Origin of the sequence: Metabacillus idriensis (assembly GCF_050483325.1) — a bacterium.
In the GTDB taxonomy this organism is placed as follows: domain Bacteria; phylum Bacillota; class Bacilli; order Bacillales; family Bacillaceae; genus Bacillus_P; species Bacillus_P idriensis_A.
In genome coordinates this window covers 18013-32174 of the sequence record NZ_JBCMYF010000027.1, presented here as the reverse complement: position 1 = coordinate 32174, position 14162 = coordinate 18013, and the positions used below count along the sequence as shown (strand labels likewise).

Genomic DNA, 14162 nt, shown 5'->3' with positions numbered 1-14162 from the left:
TCCCTCCTTATTCTAAAATGGACGGTACGCGAATGTATCCGTCTTTATGGTCAGGAGCGTTTTTCACGACATCCTCAACTTTCAATCCTTTTTCTGCTTTGTCTTCGCGCAGAATGTTCTTCATTTCTAATACATGTGTTGTCGGCTCAACGCCTGTTGTATCAAGCTCATTCAATTGCTCGGCGAATGTGATGATCGCGTCCAATTGATTTGTGAACATTTCCGTTTCTTCTTCAGTGATCGCTAAACGCGCTAAATTCGCAACGTGCTTCACTTCTTCTTTTGAAATGCGTGACATGTGCTCCACCTCCGTTAAATCTCGTGTAAACAATACTCTGATGATATCAAAAGTCAGTGCATTAAAGCAACAAAAGGTCTGAATTATTGCGCCTCTCGGTATTCCTGATCGAGCACTTTTTTCACAATGTTCGGATGATCCGTCATGATCCCGTCCGCGCCGATTTCAACCAGCTTCCGGACACTGTCTTCATCGTTGATCGTCCAGTATTGCACAGCGATGTTCCGCTTGTGCAGCGATTTGATGATTCTCTCGGCAGTCAGGTCAAGACCGCTTGCTCTCATTGGAATTTGCACTGCCGTGTATTTATTCATGGGAATCAGGCTGTCAACGAACAGCTTGTGTGCAAGGACGAAGTTGCGTGTTGCTTCTGATGGCGAGCTGACAGGAATTTTGCCCTCAGATGCTTCGATGAAGTAGTTCAGCACTTCATCATAGAATGAGGCGATGATGACTTTGTCGGTCATGTTGTGTTTTTGAATCAAGCCGGCCATTTTATCTGCCAATAAAGAATCTTCGGTTTTCAGTTCGATAGTCATCGGATAACCTGGGAAAGCTGTGAAAATTTCATCCATAGTTGGGATGGTGACGCCTTTATTCCGGTAAGGGCGGGTTCCGTCCGGTCCAACGAAGTGATAGCCTGCATCCAGCTGCTTCAATTGTTGGAGCGTCATGTCTTTTACCGTTCCAGTTCCATTTGTTGTGCGGTCAACAGTGTCATCATGAATGACAACGACTTCTCCGTCTTTTGAGAGGTGGACGTCCATTTCAAGCATGTCGACTTCAAGTTTTTCAGATAAGGAGAAAGCTGCCATCGTGTTGCCGGGTGCCATGCCGTCTCCGCCTTGATGGGCGATAATGAGCGGACGCTTCCCTTTTTTGAGGAATGCCTGTTTTTCTACAGGTTGAACAGGGATGAATGAAAGGATAGTGATGAACAGGATCAGCGTGATGAGAAGTGCAGAGGTGAATTTGAGTTTGGTTCTTTTCTTTTGAACGGACTGCGGCACGATTTCCATGGTTTGGTCCCCTTTTTTGGTTGGTTAGTTTCTTTATATCATGGATGGGGAAATTGTTGTGTCGGTTTTTATCTTTCGGCTAGAAAAAGCCATTCCTTGTCACCATATTTCTAGTATTCACACCACTTACTTGCCAGATTACCGAAAATACTTGCCGATTCGCTCTAAATACTTTCCGGATTCCCATATTTACTTTCCAAAACACCATGAATACTTCCTTTTTTCCAAATCCCTCCCAAAAAACAAAAAACACCAGCATCCACGCGGTGTTCTTCGTTTAAACAAACGTTTAATTAAAACGCTTAAAGACTGCTTTGACGCAGTTTCAGCTTGGTTGCAATCATTACCTGCTTCGCAATTTTCCGTTCGGTAATCCGTTCAACAAGCAGATCAACCGCAGTCTCGCCCATGACTTCTGTGTACACCTTTACCGTACTGAGTGCCGGGAAAATGTATTTTGAGACGCTGATGTCATTTACCCCGATGATGCTGACCTGCTCCGGGACGCGGATGCCGTGCTCGTGCAGGGCCTGGAGGCTGCCGATGGCGATGGAATCGTTGCCTGCAAAGAAGGCGCTCGGCAGGGAGTCGCCGAGCTCTGCAATAGCTTTAGACATCATGCGGTGGCCGTCCTTTACCGTGAATGAGCCGATGAACATGGCGTCCTCACGCAGCATGTCTCTTTTAGACAAGTACTTGATGAATGTCTGCTCGCGCTGATCGTCAAGTGTTGTGCTGTGCTCGCGGTAGGCTTCGCGTCCGCCGATGTAGCCGATTTGCGTGTGTCCTTTTGCGATGAAATGATCGAGGACGCGCTCTGTTGCCCGTTCGAAGTCGACAATGACGGAATCGAATTTTTCCGGATCCGGACTTGAGTCGACGAAGACAACATTTCGCGCGGCTTTTTTGAATTCCTCTGCCTGCTGCTTGCTGAATTTGCCTACTGCGACGATCCCCTGAAGCTGATCCTGGTTGATCGCCTCAAAATCGTCGTAAAAATAGGTGGCAAGCTGAAGGTTGTGGCTTTTCGCCCGCTCCTCGATGCCGAGTCTGATCGACATGTAGTAAAGATCGTTCAGCTCCTCCTGCTCTGTGTACCAGTGCACGATGGCGATTTTTGGAACGAGGCTTTTCTTTGTTTTTCGTTTTTGATAAGACAGCTCCTCGGCCACTTCGAAAATTCGCTTTTTCGTTTCGTCTCCAACGGATAGCGTTTCGTCAAAGTTCAGGACCCTCGAAACCGTCGCAATGGATACACCCGCTTTTTCAGCTATATCTTTTATCGTAGCCGCCATATACCGTAACCCCTTTGTTATAGATAAGAAAAATTAGATTAGTCCGAATGTAAATGATGTTCTGGATCTGTACGCTTCATGCGCCGCAAGCTTATGTGTCGGCAGGCCTGGGATCAGCAGCGATTCAGGAATTCGCTGTGTTTCAATGCAGATGGCCGCATATGGCCCTGTTGCCTGACCCGGTTTTAATGGATGATCGGTGTCCATCTTGTTCGCCATGTAAATGACAGCTGCGGGATCAGTTGTCTGCACAACCATCTTCCGGCCGCTTTCCTGCTCCTCTACTGACACTTGGTTGAGCTCACTTTGTTCAAATAGAAAAAGGTGGTCAAAACCGTTTCCGACCTTGATGATCTGCTCGTGGTCAGACTCTGCTGCTTCTCTTAATAGTTTACCAGTTTTCAGGTCAAATGGGGTTTCTTTTGCACGAATCCATCTGCCTGTCGGAATCGAATCATCATCAAATTCCGCAATGGCATCACTCTTCATAGTAAGAGAGTGATTCAGCACGTCCCTTCCGCTGTCTGCTGATAAATTAAAATAAGCGTGGTTTGTCAGGTTGAGCCATGTATCTTTGTCCGAGCGCGCTTCATAATCAATGGTGAAAGTGTTGTCACAGTCAAGACGGTATGTAACCTGCACATCCAGATTCCCTGGATAGCCGCCTTCCCCGTCCCTGCTGAAATGTGTGAGAATGACTTCTGCTGCATCCTCATGCTCGACAGTTTTTACGTTCCAGAAAACCTGATGCAAGCCATGAGAGCCTCCGTGCAAATGATGCTTTCCTTCGTTTTCCTCAAGTCTGTACGGACCAAGCTCTGCATTTTGCACCCTTCCTGCGACGCGGCCAATCAGCGCCCCTAAATAATATGGATTTTCGATATACTGCTCAGCATGGTCATAAGCCAAAACAACATTCTCAAAGTTTCCGTTTTTATCTGGCGCCATGATCGACGTGATCGTTCCGCCAAGGTTTAAGAAGCTGACCGAAAAACCCTGATGATTTTCAAGCGTATATTTCTCAATGTTTTGCTGTGGGTGCGTGAGTATCGTTTCGTGAAGGATTTTCATTTTTATCGTTCCTCTCTCTTTTTATACACTGGATAAAATGATTAAAATGATTATTCCCTTCATTAGTTCTTTTAAAAACACCCGCATCCTCTAATACTCTGCTGAATTTTAATCCTGTTTCGTTTTTCAGGATCCCATCAGCCGTTGTTTTTTCAAACGACTGATATTTTGAGAGCAAGTACTGAACCCATTCCCCATGGTGCTCCGGGACTTCGGCCTCTTCTCCAAGGAGGAACGCTTCTATTTGCTGAAGCTCCTGTTTCAATCGTTCTGGAAGAACAGCCAGGCCCATGACTTCTATCAGTCCGATGTTTTCTTTTTTAATATGATGCAGATCAGCATGCGGATGGAAAATCCCCATCGGATGCTCTTCGCTCGTTCGGTTGTTGCGGAGGACAAGGTCAAGTTCAAAGCGGCCGTCTCTCATTCTCGCAATCGGCGTCATCGTTTGATGGGCTTCATCTCCTGTAAAAGCGATAATCTCTGCTTCTTCATTGGAATAGGATTTCCATGTAGTCAGTACGTGCTCTGCTGCAGAAACGAGCGCCGCTTTATCTGATGATCGCAGTCTCAGAACCGACATTGGCCATTTCACCTTTGAGAAGGCTACCTCAGGAAAGCTTGCAAGTTCAAATGTTTCTTCATCAGGAGCTTCGGCCATTGCAAACGTGTACTTGCCCGCCTGATAGTGATCATGAGAGAGGATCGATCCGCCGACGATCGGAAGGTCTGCATTTGAGCCGATAAAATAGTGCGGAAACTGCTCAACGAAAGCAAGCAATCTTCGAAAAGCATCTCCATTTATTTTCATGTCTCTGTGCTCGCCTGATAAAACGATGGAATGCTCGTTGTAATAGATGTATGGTGAATATTGAAAATACCACTGCTCATTCTCAAGGTTCAGTTCGATCACACGGTGATTGGATCGTGCAGGGTGTCCGATTCGGCCTGTATAGCCTTCGTTTTCTGCGCAAAGCAGGCACAGCGGATACTTGTCTGCCGATTTGACTGCCCGCTCCCTTGCGATATCACGCGGATCTTTTTCAGGCTTCGAGAGATTGATTGTAATGTCTATTTCCCCGTATTCAGTCGGTGTTTTATAATGGATGTTTTTCGCGATTCGTTTTGTCTGGATGTAATTGCTGTTTTGGCTCAGCTTGTAAAAATAATCTGTCGCGATTTCAGGCGACAGGCTGTAATACTCTTCAAATGTTTGCTGAATGGAAGACGGCTTATCAAGAAACACATTCATCAGATTGGCAGACAGCTTTTCTTTTTCATCAAAGGTTCCTTCAATGATGCCCCGTTCTGCTGTCTGCCGGACGATGATTTCAAGCAGATCAGGTATGGGAAGCAGCTTTTCCGGCAGGTCACAATCTTCATAGGCATCAATCCCAAGCAGACCGAGGATCTGGTTTCGGGCATACATCCGGTCCCTGTCTGTGATGAATTTTTTCTGGATGGCTTGCTCAACTAATTGATTGACGAATGAAGAATTGTTCATCTGGAATCCTCTCCATATCCGTTTGGTTTTGTTTGGTGCCAGTTCCATGCGTCCTGCAGGATCGTTTTGATATTCGTGCGGGATGGCTCCCAGCCGAGAATCGCTCTTGCTTTTTCAGGTGAAGCGACAAGTGTGCTCGGGTCGCCTGCACGTCTTGGAGCGGCCTTTGCAGGAATTGGATGGCCTGTTACTTCTCTTGCCTCTTTAATCATTTCATTGACTGAGAAGCCCTGGCTGCTGCCGAGGTTCAAAATGATGCTTTCGCCTTGTCGGCTTAAATAATTCAGAGCAAGCAGATGGGCATCAATTAAATCTTCCACGTGAACGTAATCACGGATGCATGTGCCATCTGGCGTTGCATAGTCATCTCCGAATACAGAGATGTGTTCTCTTTGTCCTAATGCTACCTGCAGAATAATCGGAACCAAGTGTGTTTCAGGTGTATGATCCTCGCCGATTTCAGCTGTGGCTCTTGCTCCCGCAACATTGAAATAGCGCAGGGATACATAGCGGATGCCGTATGCTTCCTCACACCAGCGCATCATTTTTTCCATCATCAGCTTGGATTCGCCATAAGGATTTGTCGGATTTGTACGCTCCTTTTCTGTTATCGGAATATACTTCGGTTCACCGTATACAGCTGCGGTTGATGAAAAGACAATTTCTTTCACATCGTGCTTCTGCATCACTTCAAGCAGAACCTGCAGCCCGTAGACATTGTTATGAAAATATTTGAGCGGCTGATGGACAGATTCTCCTACTAACGAATTGGCTGCAAAGTGCAGCACCTGGGTGATGTCTTCTTTTTCAAACACGCTGTTTAAAAATACATCATCCCTCAAGTCACCTTCGTAAAAAGCAGCTTTCGGATGGATTGCTTCTTTGTGGCCGGTCTGGAGGTTATCGACCACGACAACGTCCAATCCCTGATCTGCTAATTGATAGACTGCATGGGAGCCGATGTAGCCGGCACCCCCAAGAACTAAAACGCTCATATATGAACCCCCAATTCAATTTCGCATGCTCCGTCCCCGATATCTGCGATGTAAAAGGATGCCTCATAGCCTATTGCCCTTAGGTAAGATTGGCCGACTTCATCAAGGAACTCTTTTACACTTCCGCGCTCAACAATCGCGATCGCACATCCGCCAAAACCTGCGCCTGTCATGCGGGCACCGATGACGCCGTTTTGCTTCCAGGCAGCCTCGACAAGTGCATCGAGCTCAGTACCTGTCACTTCATAGTCGTCACGCAAAGAGCGATGGGAAGCATTCATTAAGTCGCCAAATGTATAGAGATCGTTCTTTTCAAGTGCTTCAAGCGCGTAAATCGTCCGTTCATTTTCACTGACAGCGTGACGCGCGCGCTTTCTTACGGTTTCATCTGCAATGGAATCTGCGTATAGATTGAAAGTTTCCATCGAGAGTTCGCCCAACGACTGCACGGGTACCTTTTCCTGCAGGATCTTCAAGGCATCTTCACACTCTCCGCGGCGTTCGTTGTATTTTGAAGCGGCAAGCTCTCTGCGTTTATTTGTGTTCATAATCACGATAACGTGATGCTCTAGATGGATTGGTGCATAACGGTATTGGAGCGTATTGCAATCCAGCAGCATGCCGCACGCTTTTTTCCCCATGCCGATGGCGAACTGATCCATAATCCCGCTGTTGACGCCGATGTATTGATTTTCGACAATCTGACCGAGCTTAACGAGCTCAATCCGGTCTATTTTCAAATCAAAGAGAGACTCAAGCATAACGCCTGTAACCATTTCAATGGAGGCGGACGATGATAGGCCCGCACCGTTTGGAATGTTTCCGTAGATTAAGAGATCAAGTCCCTCTTCAATGAGAAAACCGCACTGTTTTAAAGCTGAAATCATCCCTTTAGGGTAGTTCGCCCAATCATGTTCTGTCTGATAGCTCAAGTCATCAAGCGAGCACTCAACAATCCCCTTATCAGGAAAATTCACCGAGTACATGCGCAGCATCCTGTCTGAACGCTTTGATGCAAGCGCGTAGGTTCCGTACGTAATCGCACATGGAAAGACGTGCCCGCCGTTGTAATCTGTATGCTCCCCGATCAGGTTAATGCGCCCCGGTGCAAAGAAACTTCGATAGTCTCCGCTGCCGAACTTTTCGCTGAATAAACCTTCTAATTCCCCCGCATTCATGATGAGTGTCCCCCTCGCTCCATGATTTTCGTTTCAAACGGCTGCAGCACTTCTCCTTCGAAAACGGCTTCCTCGTGGTTGTGGTTCATGACAATCGCATGACCGCGGCGAACGACTGCTTCAACACCTGGCGCGCTCTCGATGTATGAGATGCCTGATTCATTTAAAAGTGTTAAAGCTAACTCAGATAGGACGCCTGCTTCAGCACCTGTCCCGACGTAATATGCCTTTCCTTTTCCATACTCATTGACTGTCAAGGCTGCATAGTTTTTATAAAAACGGTCGCTGTAGGAATAGAGAGCATCTGCAGATGTTGTCCGGATAAGATCTCGCCAAACCTGTCCCTGCGCTTCTTTTTTTCCGTCTTTTGAAAGGATGGAAACGTGCTGGCCCGCATGAAGCGATTCCGCTTCATCAATTTCGATGCCCAGTAATTCTTTTAATTGATAAGGAGATTTGTCTCCGAATGGAATGTTGTTGTCTTTGTTTTTCATGCCGGCACGGAATGAGAAGATTACAGTGCCGCCGCTCTCGGTGAAGGCTTTTAATCTTTCAGCAAGCTCTTCATCTACGAGTGTAAGGACGGGTACAAGCACGACTTTATAGTCTGAGAAATCATGGTCGTATTTGAGAACGTCCACGGATACATTCACATCATAAAACGGCTGGTACAGGCGCATTAATTCATTTGTAAACTCAAGCTGTGAACTCTGCTGCTGAATGCGCATCGACCAGATGTTATCAAAGTCATAAAGCACAGCTACATCTGATTGGACAGGTGCCTGGAACACGTCTTCATGCTTGCGGATTTCTTTAAACACTTCCTGAACTTCGTAAAATTTTCGTGAACGGGTATTGTCGGCATCAATAATGCCAAGGCAATACTGCTCTGCCCCTCTGTTCATGCCTCTGAAGCGGAAGTACAGCATGTTGCTGCATCCGTGTGCAAATGCGTGGTACGACCATAATTGCGCCTGGCCTGGTCTTGGAAGATACCCGATAATGTTATGACCCTGGGCTCCCATCAGCTGTTCGACAATCCAGAAGTTCTCACGTTTGATGCCGCGGACAAATCCGAGCGTGAAGGATAAGAAGGCTGGTGTGACTGGCTCTGTCAGCCCGCCCCAAACCGGGTAATTGTCATAGGACACAAAATCTAAGTCTCTTGAAAACTCGTTGTGGTCGAACCATTTTCCGAAGAAGCCGCCCGGGAGATTGGTTGTAACCTCCTGATGAGTTCCTTTCAGCTCTTTTACTAGATTCAGGTGCATCTTCGCGAATTCGCTTAGAGACTCGCTTCTGAATCTTGCCCAGTCGAGCATCATCGCCGGGTTATGAACCGTGATCGTCGGCTTTGGAACCGGAATTTCCTCAAACGCGTTATACGTCTGTCCCCAGAAAATCGTTCCCCAGCACTTGTTCAGTTCATCAACCGAGTCATATTTTTTTTCAAGGAATGTGTGAAAAGCTTCTCTGCACTGACCGCAGTAGCACATATCGCTGCCTTCATGTCCCAGTTCGTTATCAATCTGCCAGGACACGATGCCGGACTCATTTTGATAGTGGGTGACCAGCTTTTCTACGATTGCTAATGAATATGTTTGATAGTTTTTAGAGTTATAGCAGTACTGTCTTCTGCCGCCGAACGATTTCGGATGGCCGTTTTCGTCTTCCAGCAGAATATCCGGATGTTTTTTTACGAGCCAGGCCGGAAAGGTTGCGGTCGGCGTGCCAAACATAACCGCGATGCCTTCTTTCTTAAACCGGTTTATGACTGCGTCAAAAAAAGAGAAGTCATACTGACCTTCTGAAGGCTCCATTAAGTGCCAGGCAAATTCACCGATCCGCACCATGTTGACGCCCATTTCCTTCATCTTTTCAATGTCTTCTCCGAATAGGGATGGATCCCAATGCTCCGGATAGTAATCAACGCCTAAATACATGTCTCATCCCCCATTTTTCATTAAGTGGAATACACTGGATTGGAAATCTCCGCCTCGCTCTGCATGATTCTTGTTCACACCGTTGTATTCAACCGGAAGCTGCAGTCCTCTTTGCATCAATTCATCTCCGCCATACGCCTGATCTGACCCGTTCACATGGTATGTGCTGTTTGCATCAAGGCCCGCAAGCTTCAATGTCTTGATTTTCTTCGGATTTGGAGTGGCCAGTGCTTGATACCAGCCGATTAGTGCTTCTGTCTGATCCTTTGTGACGATCATCCATGCTGTTTGATTCGTTTCAAACGGGCTGATCAATCTGTAAAAATCGCCGTTTCTGATTAATGTACGGTGTGATTTATATGTTTCAATCTGAACTTTTACTTCTGCTTTTTCTTCCTCGGTCATTTTATTCGGATCCAGCTCATAGCCGAACGTTCCGAAGTATGCGGCATCACCGCGCGCCTTTAAGGATGTTTTGCGGAGCGTCTGATGATTTGGTATATCGGATACGTGCGAGCCTATGCTGTAGATCGGATAGATAAAAGAAGATCCGTACTGAATTTTCAACCGCTCAACCGCATCCGTATCGTCGCTTGCCCAGGCTTGAGGTGCATAATAAAGCATTCCTGCATCAAAACGGCCGCCTCCCCCTGCGCATGATTCAAACAGCACATCAGGATATTTTGAAGTCAGTCTTTCATACAAGTCGTAAACCCCAAGAATGTACCTGTGGAAAAATTCTCCCTGGCGATCCTGTCCGAGTGCTGCAGAATACGCTTCCGTGATATTGCGGTTCATATCCCATTTGATATAGCTGAGCTTTGCTGACTGGATAATGGAGGAAATTCTCTCAAAAAGATAATCCACCACTTCTTCTCTTGTGCAGTCAAGCACCCACTGATTTCGTCCGTATGAAACCTGCCGCTCTGGATCATGAATGACCCACTCGGGATGCTTTGAAAATAGATCACTTTCCTCTGAAATCATTTCAGGCTCAAACCATAGACCGAACTTCAAACCTTCTTTTCGGACCGACTGTGACAAAGCGTCGATTCCGTCCGGCAGTTTGTTTTTGTCCACAAACCAGTCACCGAGTGATGTCGTATCATCGTTCCGACTTCCAAACCAGCCATCATCCAAGACGAATAATTCAACGCCGAGTTCCTTTGCCTGCTTAGCAATTGCGACAACTTTCTCAGCATTAAAGTCAAAGTAAGTGGCTTCCCAATTGTTGATCAGCACTGGACGCTCTCTTTTTTGCCAGACAGGTGCAATGAGATGCTCTCTGAAAAGGTTGTGAGTAGACTGGGTAAGACCGTTCAGCCCCTGATCGGAGTAAGTCATGACAGCCTCTGGCGTATGGAACGTTTCGCCCGGATTCAGGCGCCAGTTAAACTGAAACGGATGAATGCCCATTTGAATACGCGCTGTATCATAGTGATCGACCTCAGCCTGCGCTAAAAAATTGCCGCTGTATACGAAGTGAAAGCTGTAGGCCTCCCCGCTTGTTTCTGTTGTATTTGAACGTTTCAGCGCCATAAACGGGTTATGATGATGCGAGCTAGCTCCGCGAATGCTTGAGATTGACTGAATGCCGGTCTGCAGTTTTCTTTCTTTCACATGTCTCTCTCTTGACCATGTTCCGGCAAGATGAACCATTGTAAAATCATGATCGGCAAGATCAAGCGACAAGCTCATCATTCTCTCGATATCGACCGGCTGCTCTCCCGCATTTTCAAGGGTTGCATGACGTGTGATTGAAGAGCTGTTTTCAAAGATTGAATAGGAGAGTTTAAGTTTCAAATCTCTCACTTTATCAATCAAGGTAATGATGAGCGTGCGTGCTTCGCCGGCATTGGCAAACGTAGCCGGCATTCCGGGGATGCGCTCTTTTCCATCAATTACTTCATAGCATGTATACTCAAACTTGCTGACAGAGCTTCCATTTGGATGCCGCAGGGAAATCGCCGGCTCTCTGAAATCGCTCGTTCCATACAGCGGGTATTCCTGGCACACTGTCTCAAGGGAAAAGGCAGGGTCGTTCTTTTCCGGATGACAGCTTGCCGCAGTCGGAATATGATACGCGGCAAAATGAGAAAAGTCAGGCTGGTGTTTCATTTTTTTTCCGTAGTACAGCTGGCCAAGCTCCCCGTTTTTCATGACATGAAAAATATAGCTGACCGTTTTGTTTGTAAGATGGAATTGGTTGCGTTCTTCATTTATGAGTATAGGCATCGCAGCATGCTCCTTTAGCCAAGATTTGGTTCATTTAAAAGAGTGACGGAATGTGAATTTGTACCTTCTAGTTCGATAAGTAAAATCTCATTTGTTCCCTTTTTCAAAATAGGACCCGGCACGTACAGGCTTTTTTGAGGTCCTTCTGTGACCCAGTAGCGGCCTAGGTTAAAGCCGTTCACCCACACATTTCCTTTCGTCCAGCCTTCAAGATCAATAAAGGTATCCGCAGGTTCTTCAATCGAAAGTTCACCTTTGAAAAAACGCGGAAAGCGTTCATCTTTTCCTTCAATGAATGAAATGGCTTCCTCATCAGGATTAAGCGAATAGACGTCCCAATGGAACCAGTACTGATTGCCGATCCAAAGGTTATCGATGATGCCCTTTTTATCCTTTAAATGCTTGCCGTAATTGACGCGTCCCATGTTTTCAACAAAGATTTCAAGGATGTTTTCCTTCTCGCCGAATGGCAGCTTAATCGTTTTTTCTGAATCATTGCGGTACACGGTGCGCTCGAGCTTCCCATTAATATAAATAAACGCTCTGTCGCGGATCGGCGTGATATCCATTTCGAGCTCGCCTTGCTTTGTGATCGTTGTTTTGTAAAGGATATAGCCGTAGTTCTGATCCAGTTCCTCCATTGATTTTGGAGCTATAAGCGTTTCCGGTGCTTTTTGTTTCAGAAAATCGAACACACTCATTTGCTGTGTCAGCTGAACGGCACCATAGTGTTTCTTTTCAGATGGAACCGGATCTCCATTAGGTACATCCGTGTATTTAGACAGCACTTGCTTTACAGCACGGTATTTTTCCGTCGGGTCACCCCATTCTGTCAAAAGTGCATCATAATCATAGCTCGTAATGGTCGGAGTATAGAATTCGTAATGATTTGCACCGTTCATGTATCCGAAGTTCGTTCCGCCGTGGAACATATAGAAGTTAACGGAAGCACCCTGTGATACCATTTTTTCGTATTCAGCAGCTACATCAGCAGCCTCTCGCGTATGATGTTTTCCTCCCCAATGATCGAACCAGCCGATCCAGAATTCGGCGCACATTTTCGGAGAATTCGGTCGAAACGTTTCGAGTTCAGCAAAGGCTTCCTCAGAGCGGGAACCGAAGTTCAAGGTTGTCACAGCGTCCTTCATGGAGCCGTGCTGGATGAACTCTGGTCCGTCTGAGGTGAATAATAAAACATGAATTCCAGCCTCTTTAAAAAGCTCTGCAGAAGCATTCAAATACTCAAGGTCGTTGCCGTATGCGCCATATTCATTCTCTACCTGAACAGCGATAACCGGTCCGCCGTTTGACGTTAAATGAGGCACGATTTTCGGAAGCAGGACATTAAAATAGGAGCGCAAATGCTCAAAGAAAACAGGATCTGAACTGCGAAGCCCCATGCCATGCTCCTTCAGCAGCCACCCCGGAAATCCGCCGAACTCCCACTCTGCACAGATATAGGGAGCCGGTCTGAGGATAACGTACAGATTCAATTCTTCTGCTTTTTTTATAAAGCGTTCAAGATCCGCTAATCCTTCAAAGTAAAACTCGCCCTTTTTAGGCTCATGAACATTCCACGGAATATAAGTTTCAACCGTATTCATGCCGAGCTGCTTCAATTTGAGCAGCCGGTCCTCCCAATACTCCGGAACGACCCGGAAGTAGTGGATGCTGCCGGATAAAATCTGAAATGGCTCATCTTTTAAATAAAATTGGTTCCCCTTTGTTGTCAGCATCTAATTTCCCCCTATTTCACAGCACTGCCGAGCATGCCTGAGATAAATTGCTTTTGCAATACCAAGAAGAAGATAATGATTGGAATCGTCGCGATTGAAACACCCATCATGACTTGACCGTAATCAATGTATGAAAGACCCATCAAGCTTGAAAGCGCAACCGGGAATGTGTACATGCTTGCATCATTTAACACAACAAGCGGCCACATGAAGCTGTTCCACTGTGTCATGAACAAGAAAATCGATGCTGCCGCAAGGGCCGGACGCATAGATGGTGCTACAACTTTAAAGAAAATTTTCAGTTCTCCTGCTCCGTCTAGACGCGCTGCTTCAATCAACTCTGTCGGAAACGCAAGGAAGTTCTGTCTTAATAAGAAAATTGCAAATGGGTAGCAAAGCTGCGGTGCAATTACCGCAAAGTAAGTATTGAGCAAATTCAGCTCAGACATCATGCGGAACAGCGGAATCAATGTTGCCTGATACGGAATCATCATTGACAGTAAAAACGCAGTAAAAATAAAATTTCTGCCTTTGAATTCAAATTTTGCAAGAGCGTAGGCAGCAAGCGAACATACGGCGAGCGCTGCGACTACATATAAAAGAGATACAAACAGCGAGTTGAACATAACCTGCGGAATATTTATGGATGCATTCAGGTTTTGGAAGTTCGTCATCAGCTGATCGCCTGGCGTCAGTGTCGGCGGATTTGTAAACATCTTTCCTGAATCATTTGTAGCGCCGATAAACATCCAGTAAAACGGGAAAATCGAGATGATCAAAAAAAGCATTAATAAACTGTACATGCCAAGCTTCTGCGGCAATTTTTTGCTGCGCTTCTTCTTTGTTTCGGTTAGGAAATTCGTCTGGATTGTATTACTCGTTTCTGCA

Annotated in this window: 11 protein-coding genes; all 11 read right to left on the bottom strand. The window is 46.2% G+C overall.

Translation table 11 applies throughout. The features are described from left to right. Nucleotides 1-7 precede the first annotated feature (7 nt). Nucleotides 8-298: an Asp-tRNA(Asn)/Glu-tRNA(Gln) amidotransferase subunit GatC gene (gatC, locus tag ABEQ24_RS15335; RefSeq protein ID WP_430007586.1), complete on the bottom strand. Its 291-nt coding sequence runs from the start codon at nt 296-298 to the stop codon at nt 8-10. A gap of 83 nt (nt 299-381) precedes the next feature. Further along, a complete protein-coding gene (locus ABEQ24_RS15330; RefSeq protein ID WP_430007585.1) occupies nt 382-1317 on the bottom strand; it encodes a glycerophosphodiester phosphodiesterase in 936 nt (311 codons plus the stop codon). Between the two features lie 302 nt (nt 1318-1619). Further along, nucleotides 1620-2612, bottom strand: a complete 993-nt coding sequence (locus tag ABEQ24_RS15325) for a LacI family DNA-binding transcriptional regulator (protein ID WP_430007584.1) — start codon at nt 2610-2612, stop codon at nt 1620-1622. A gap of 33 nt (nt 2613-2645) precedes the next feature. Further along, on the bottom strand, nt 2646-3683 hold the full coding sequence (locus ABEQ24_RS15320; RefSeq protein WP_430007583.1) for an aldose epimerase family protein: 1038 nt from the start codon (nt 3681-3683) through the stop codon (nt 2646-2648). Continuing rightward, a complete protein-coding gene (gene galT / locus ABEQ24_RS15315) occupies nt 3634-5187 on the bottom strand; it encodes a UDP-glucose--hexose-1-phosphate uridylyltransferase (RefSeq protein WP_430007582.1) in 1554 nt (517 codons plus the stop codon). The genes ABEQ24_RS15320 and galT overlap by 50 nt, the downstream gene beginning before the upstream one ends. Further along, nucleotides 5184-6182 (bottom strand): UDP-glucose 4-epimerase GalE, encoded by a 999-nt coding sequence (gene galE, locus ABEQ24_RS15310; RefSeq protein WP_430007581.1) that lies wholly within the window; start codon nt 6180-6182, stop codon nt 5184-5186. Before galE ends, galT begins: the two co-directional genes overlap by 4 nt. After that, nucleotides 6179-7360: a galactokinase gene (locus ABEQ24_RS15305; RefSeq protein WP_430007580.1), complete on the bottom strand. Its 1182-nt coding sequence runs from the start codon at nt 7358-7360 to the stop codon at nt 6179-6181. The genes galE and ABEQ24_RS15305 overlap by 4 nt, the downstream gene beginning before the upstream one ends. Beyond that, nucleotides 7357-9303, bottom strand: a complete 1947-nt coding sequence (locus ABEQ24_RS15300) for a beta-galactosidase (RefSeq protein WP_430007579.1) — start codon at nt 9301-9303, stop codon at nt 7357-7359. The genes ABEQ24_RS15305 and ABEQ24_RS15300 overlap by 4 nt, the downstream gene beginning before the upstream one ends. Before the next feature lie 3 nt (nt 9304-9306). Then, nucleotides 9307-11538, bottom strand: coding sequence for an alpha-galactosidase (locus ABEQ24_RS15295; protein WP_430007578.1), 2232 nt, complete (start codon nt 11536-11538; stop codon nt 9307-9309). A gap of 14 nt (nt 11539-11552) precedes the next feature. Further along, the gene (locus tag ABEQ24_RS15290; protein ID WP_430007577.1) at nt 11553-13274 is read right to left on the bottom strand and encodes a glycoside hydrolase family 35 protein; all 1722 of its coding nucleotides are present in this window, start codon (nt 13272-13274) and stop codon (nt 11553-11555) included. A gap of 11 nt (nt 13275-13285) precedes the next feature. Continuing rightward, nucleotides 13286-14077, bottom strand: a complete 792-nt coding sequence (locus tag ABEQ24_RS15285) for a carbohydrate ABC transporter permease (protein WP_223443076.1) — start codon at nt 14075-14077, stop codon at nt 13286-13288. Between the last annotated feature and the right edge of the window lie 85 nt (nt 14078-14162).

Bases quoted from the DNA above. Each gene is read 5' to 3' on its own strand.
- ABEQ24_RS15300 (WP_430007579.1), bottom strand. From the start codon at position 9,303: ATGTATTTAGGCGTTGATTACTATCCGGAGCATTGGGATCCATCCCTA.
- ABEQ24_RS15305 (WP_430007580.1), bottom strand. From the start codon at position 7,360: ATGAATGCGGGGGAATTAGAAGGTTTATTCAGCGAAAAGTTCGGCAGC.
- galT (WP_430007582.1), bottom strand. From the start codon at position 5,187: ATGAACAATTCTTCATTCGTCAATCAATTAGTTGAGCAAGCCATCCAG.
- ABEQ24_RS15325 (WP_430007584.1), bottom strand. From the start codon at position 2,612: ATGGCGGCTACGATAAAAGATATAGCTGAAAAAGCGGGTGTATCCATT.
- ABEQ24_RS15295 (WP_430007578.1), bottom strand. From the start codon at position 11,538: ATGCCTATACTCATAAATGAAGAACGCAACCAATTCCATCTTACAAAC.
- ABEQ24_RS15330 (WP_430007585.1), bottom strand. From the start codon at position 1,317: ATGGAAATCGTGCCGCAGTCCGTTCAAAAGAAAAGAACCAAACTCAAA.
- ABEQ24_RS15290 (WP_430007577.1), bottom strand. From the start codon at position 13,274: ATGCTGACAACAAAGGGGAACCAATTTTATTTAAAAGATGAGCCATTT.
- ABEQ24_RS15320 (WP_430007583.1), bottom strand. From the start codon at position 3,683: ATGAAAATCCTTCACGAAACGATACTCACGCACCCACAGCAAAACATT.
- gatC (WP_430007586.1), bottom strand. From the start codon at position 298: ATGTCACGCATTTCAAAAGAAGAAGTGAAGCACGTTGCGAATTTAGCG.
- ABEQ24_RS15285 (WP_223443076.1), bottom strand. From the start codon at position 14,077: ATGTACAGTTTATTAATGCTTTTTTTGATCATCTCGATTTTCCCGTTT.
- galE (WP_430007581.1), bottom strand. From the start codon at position 6,182: ATGAGCGTTTTAGTTCTTGGGGGTGCCGGCTACATCGGCTCCCATGCA.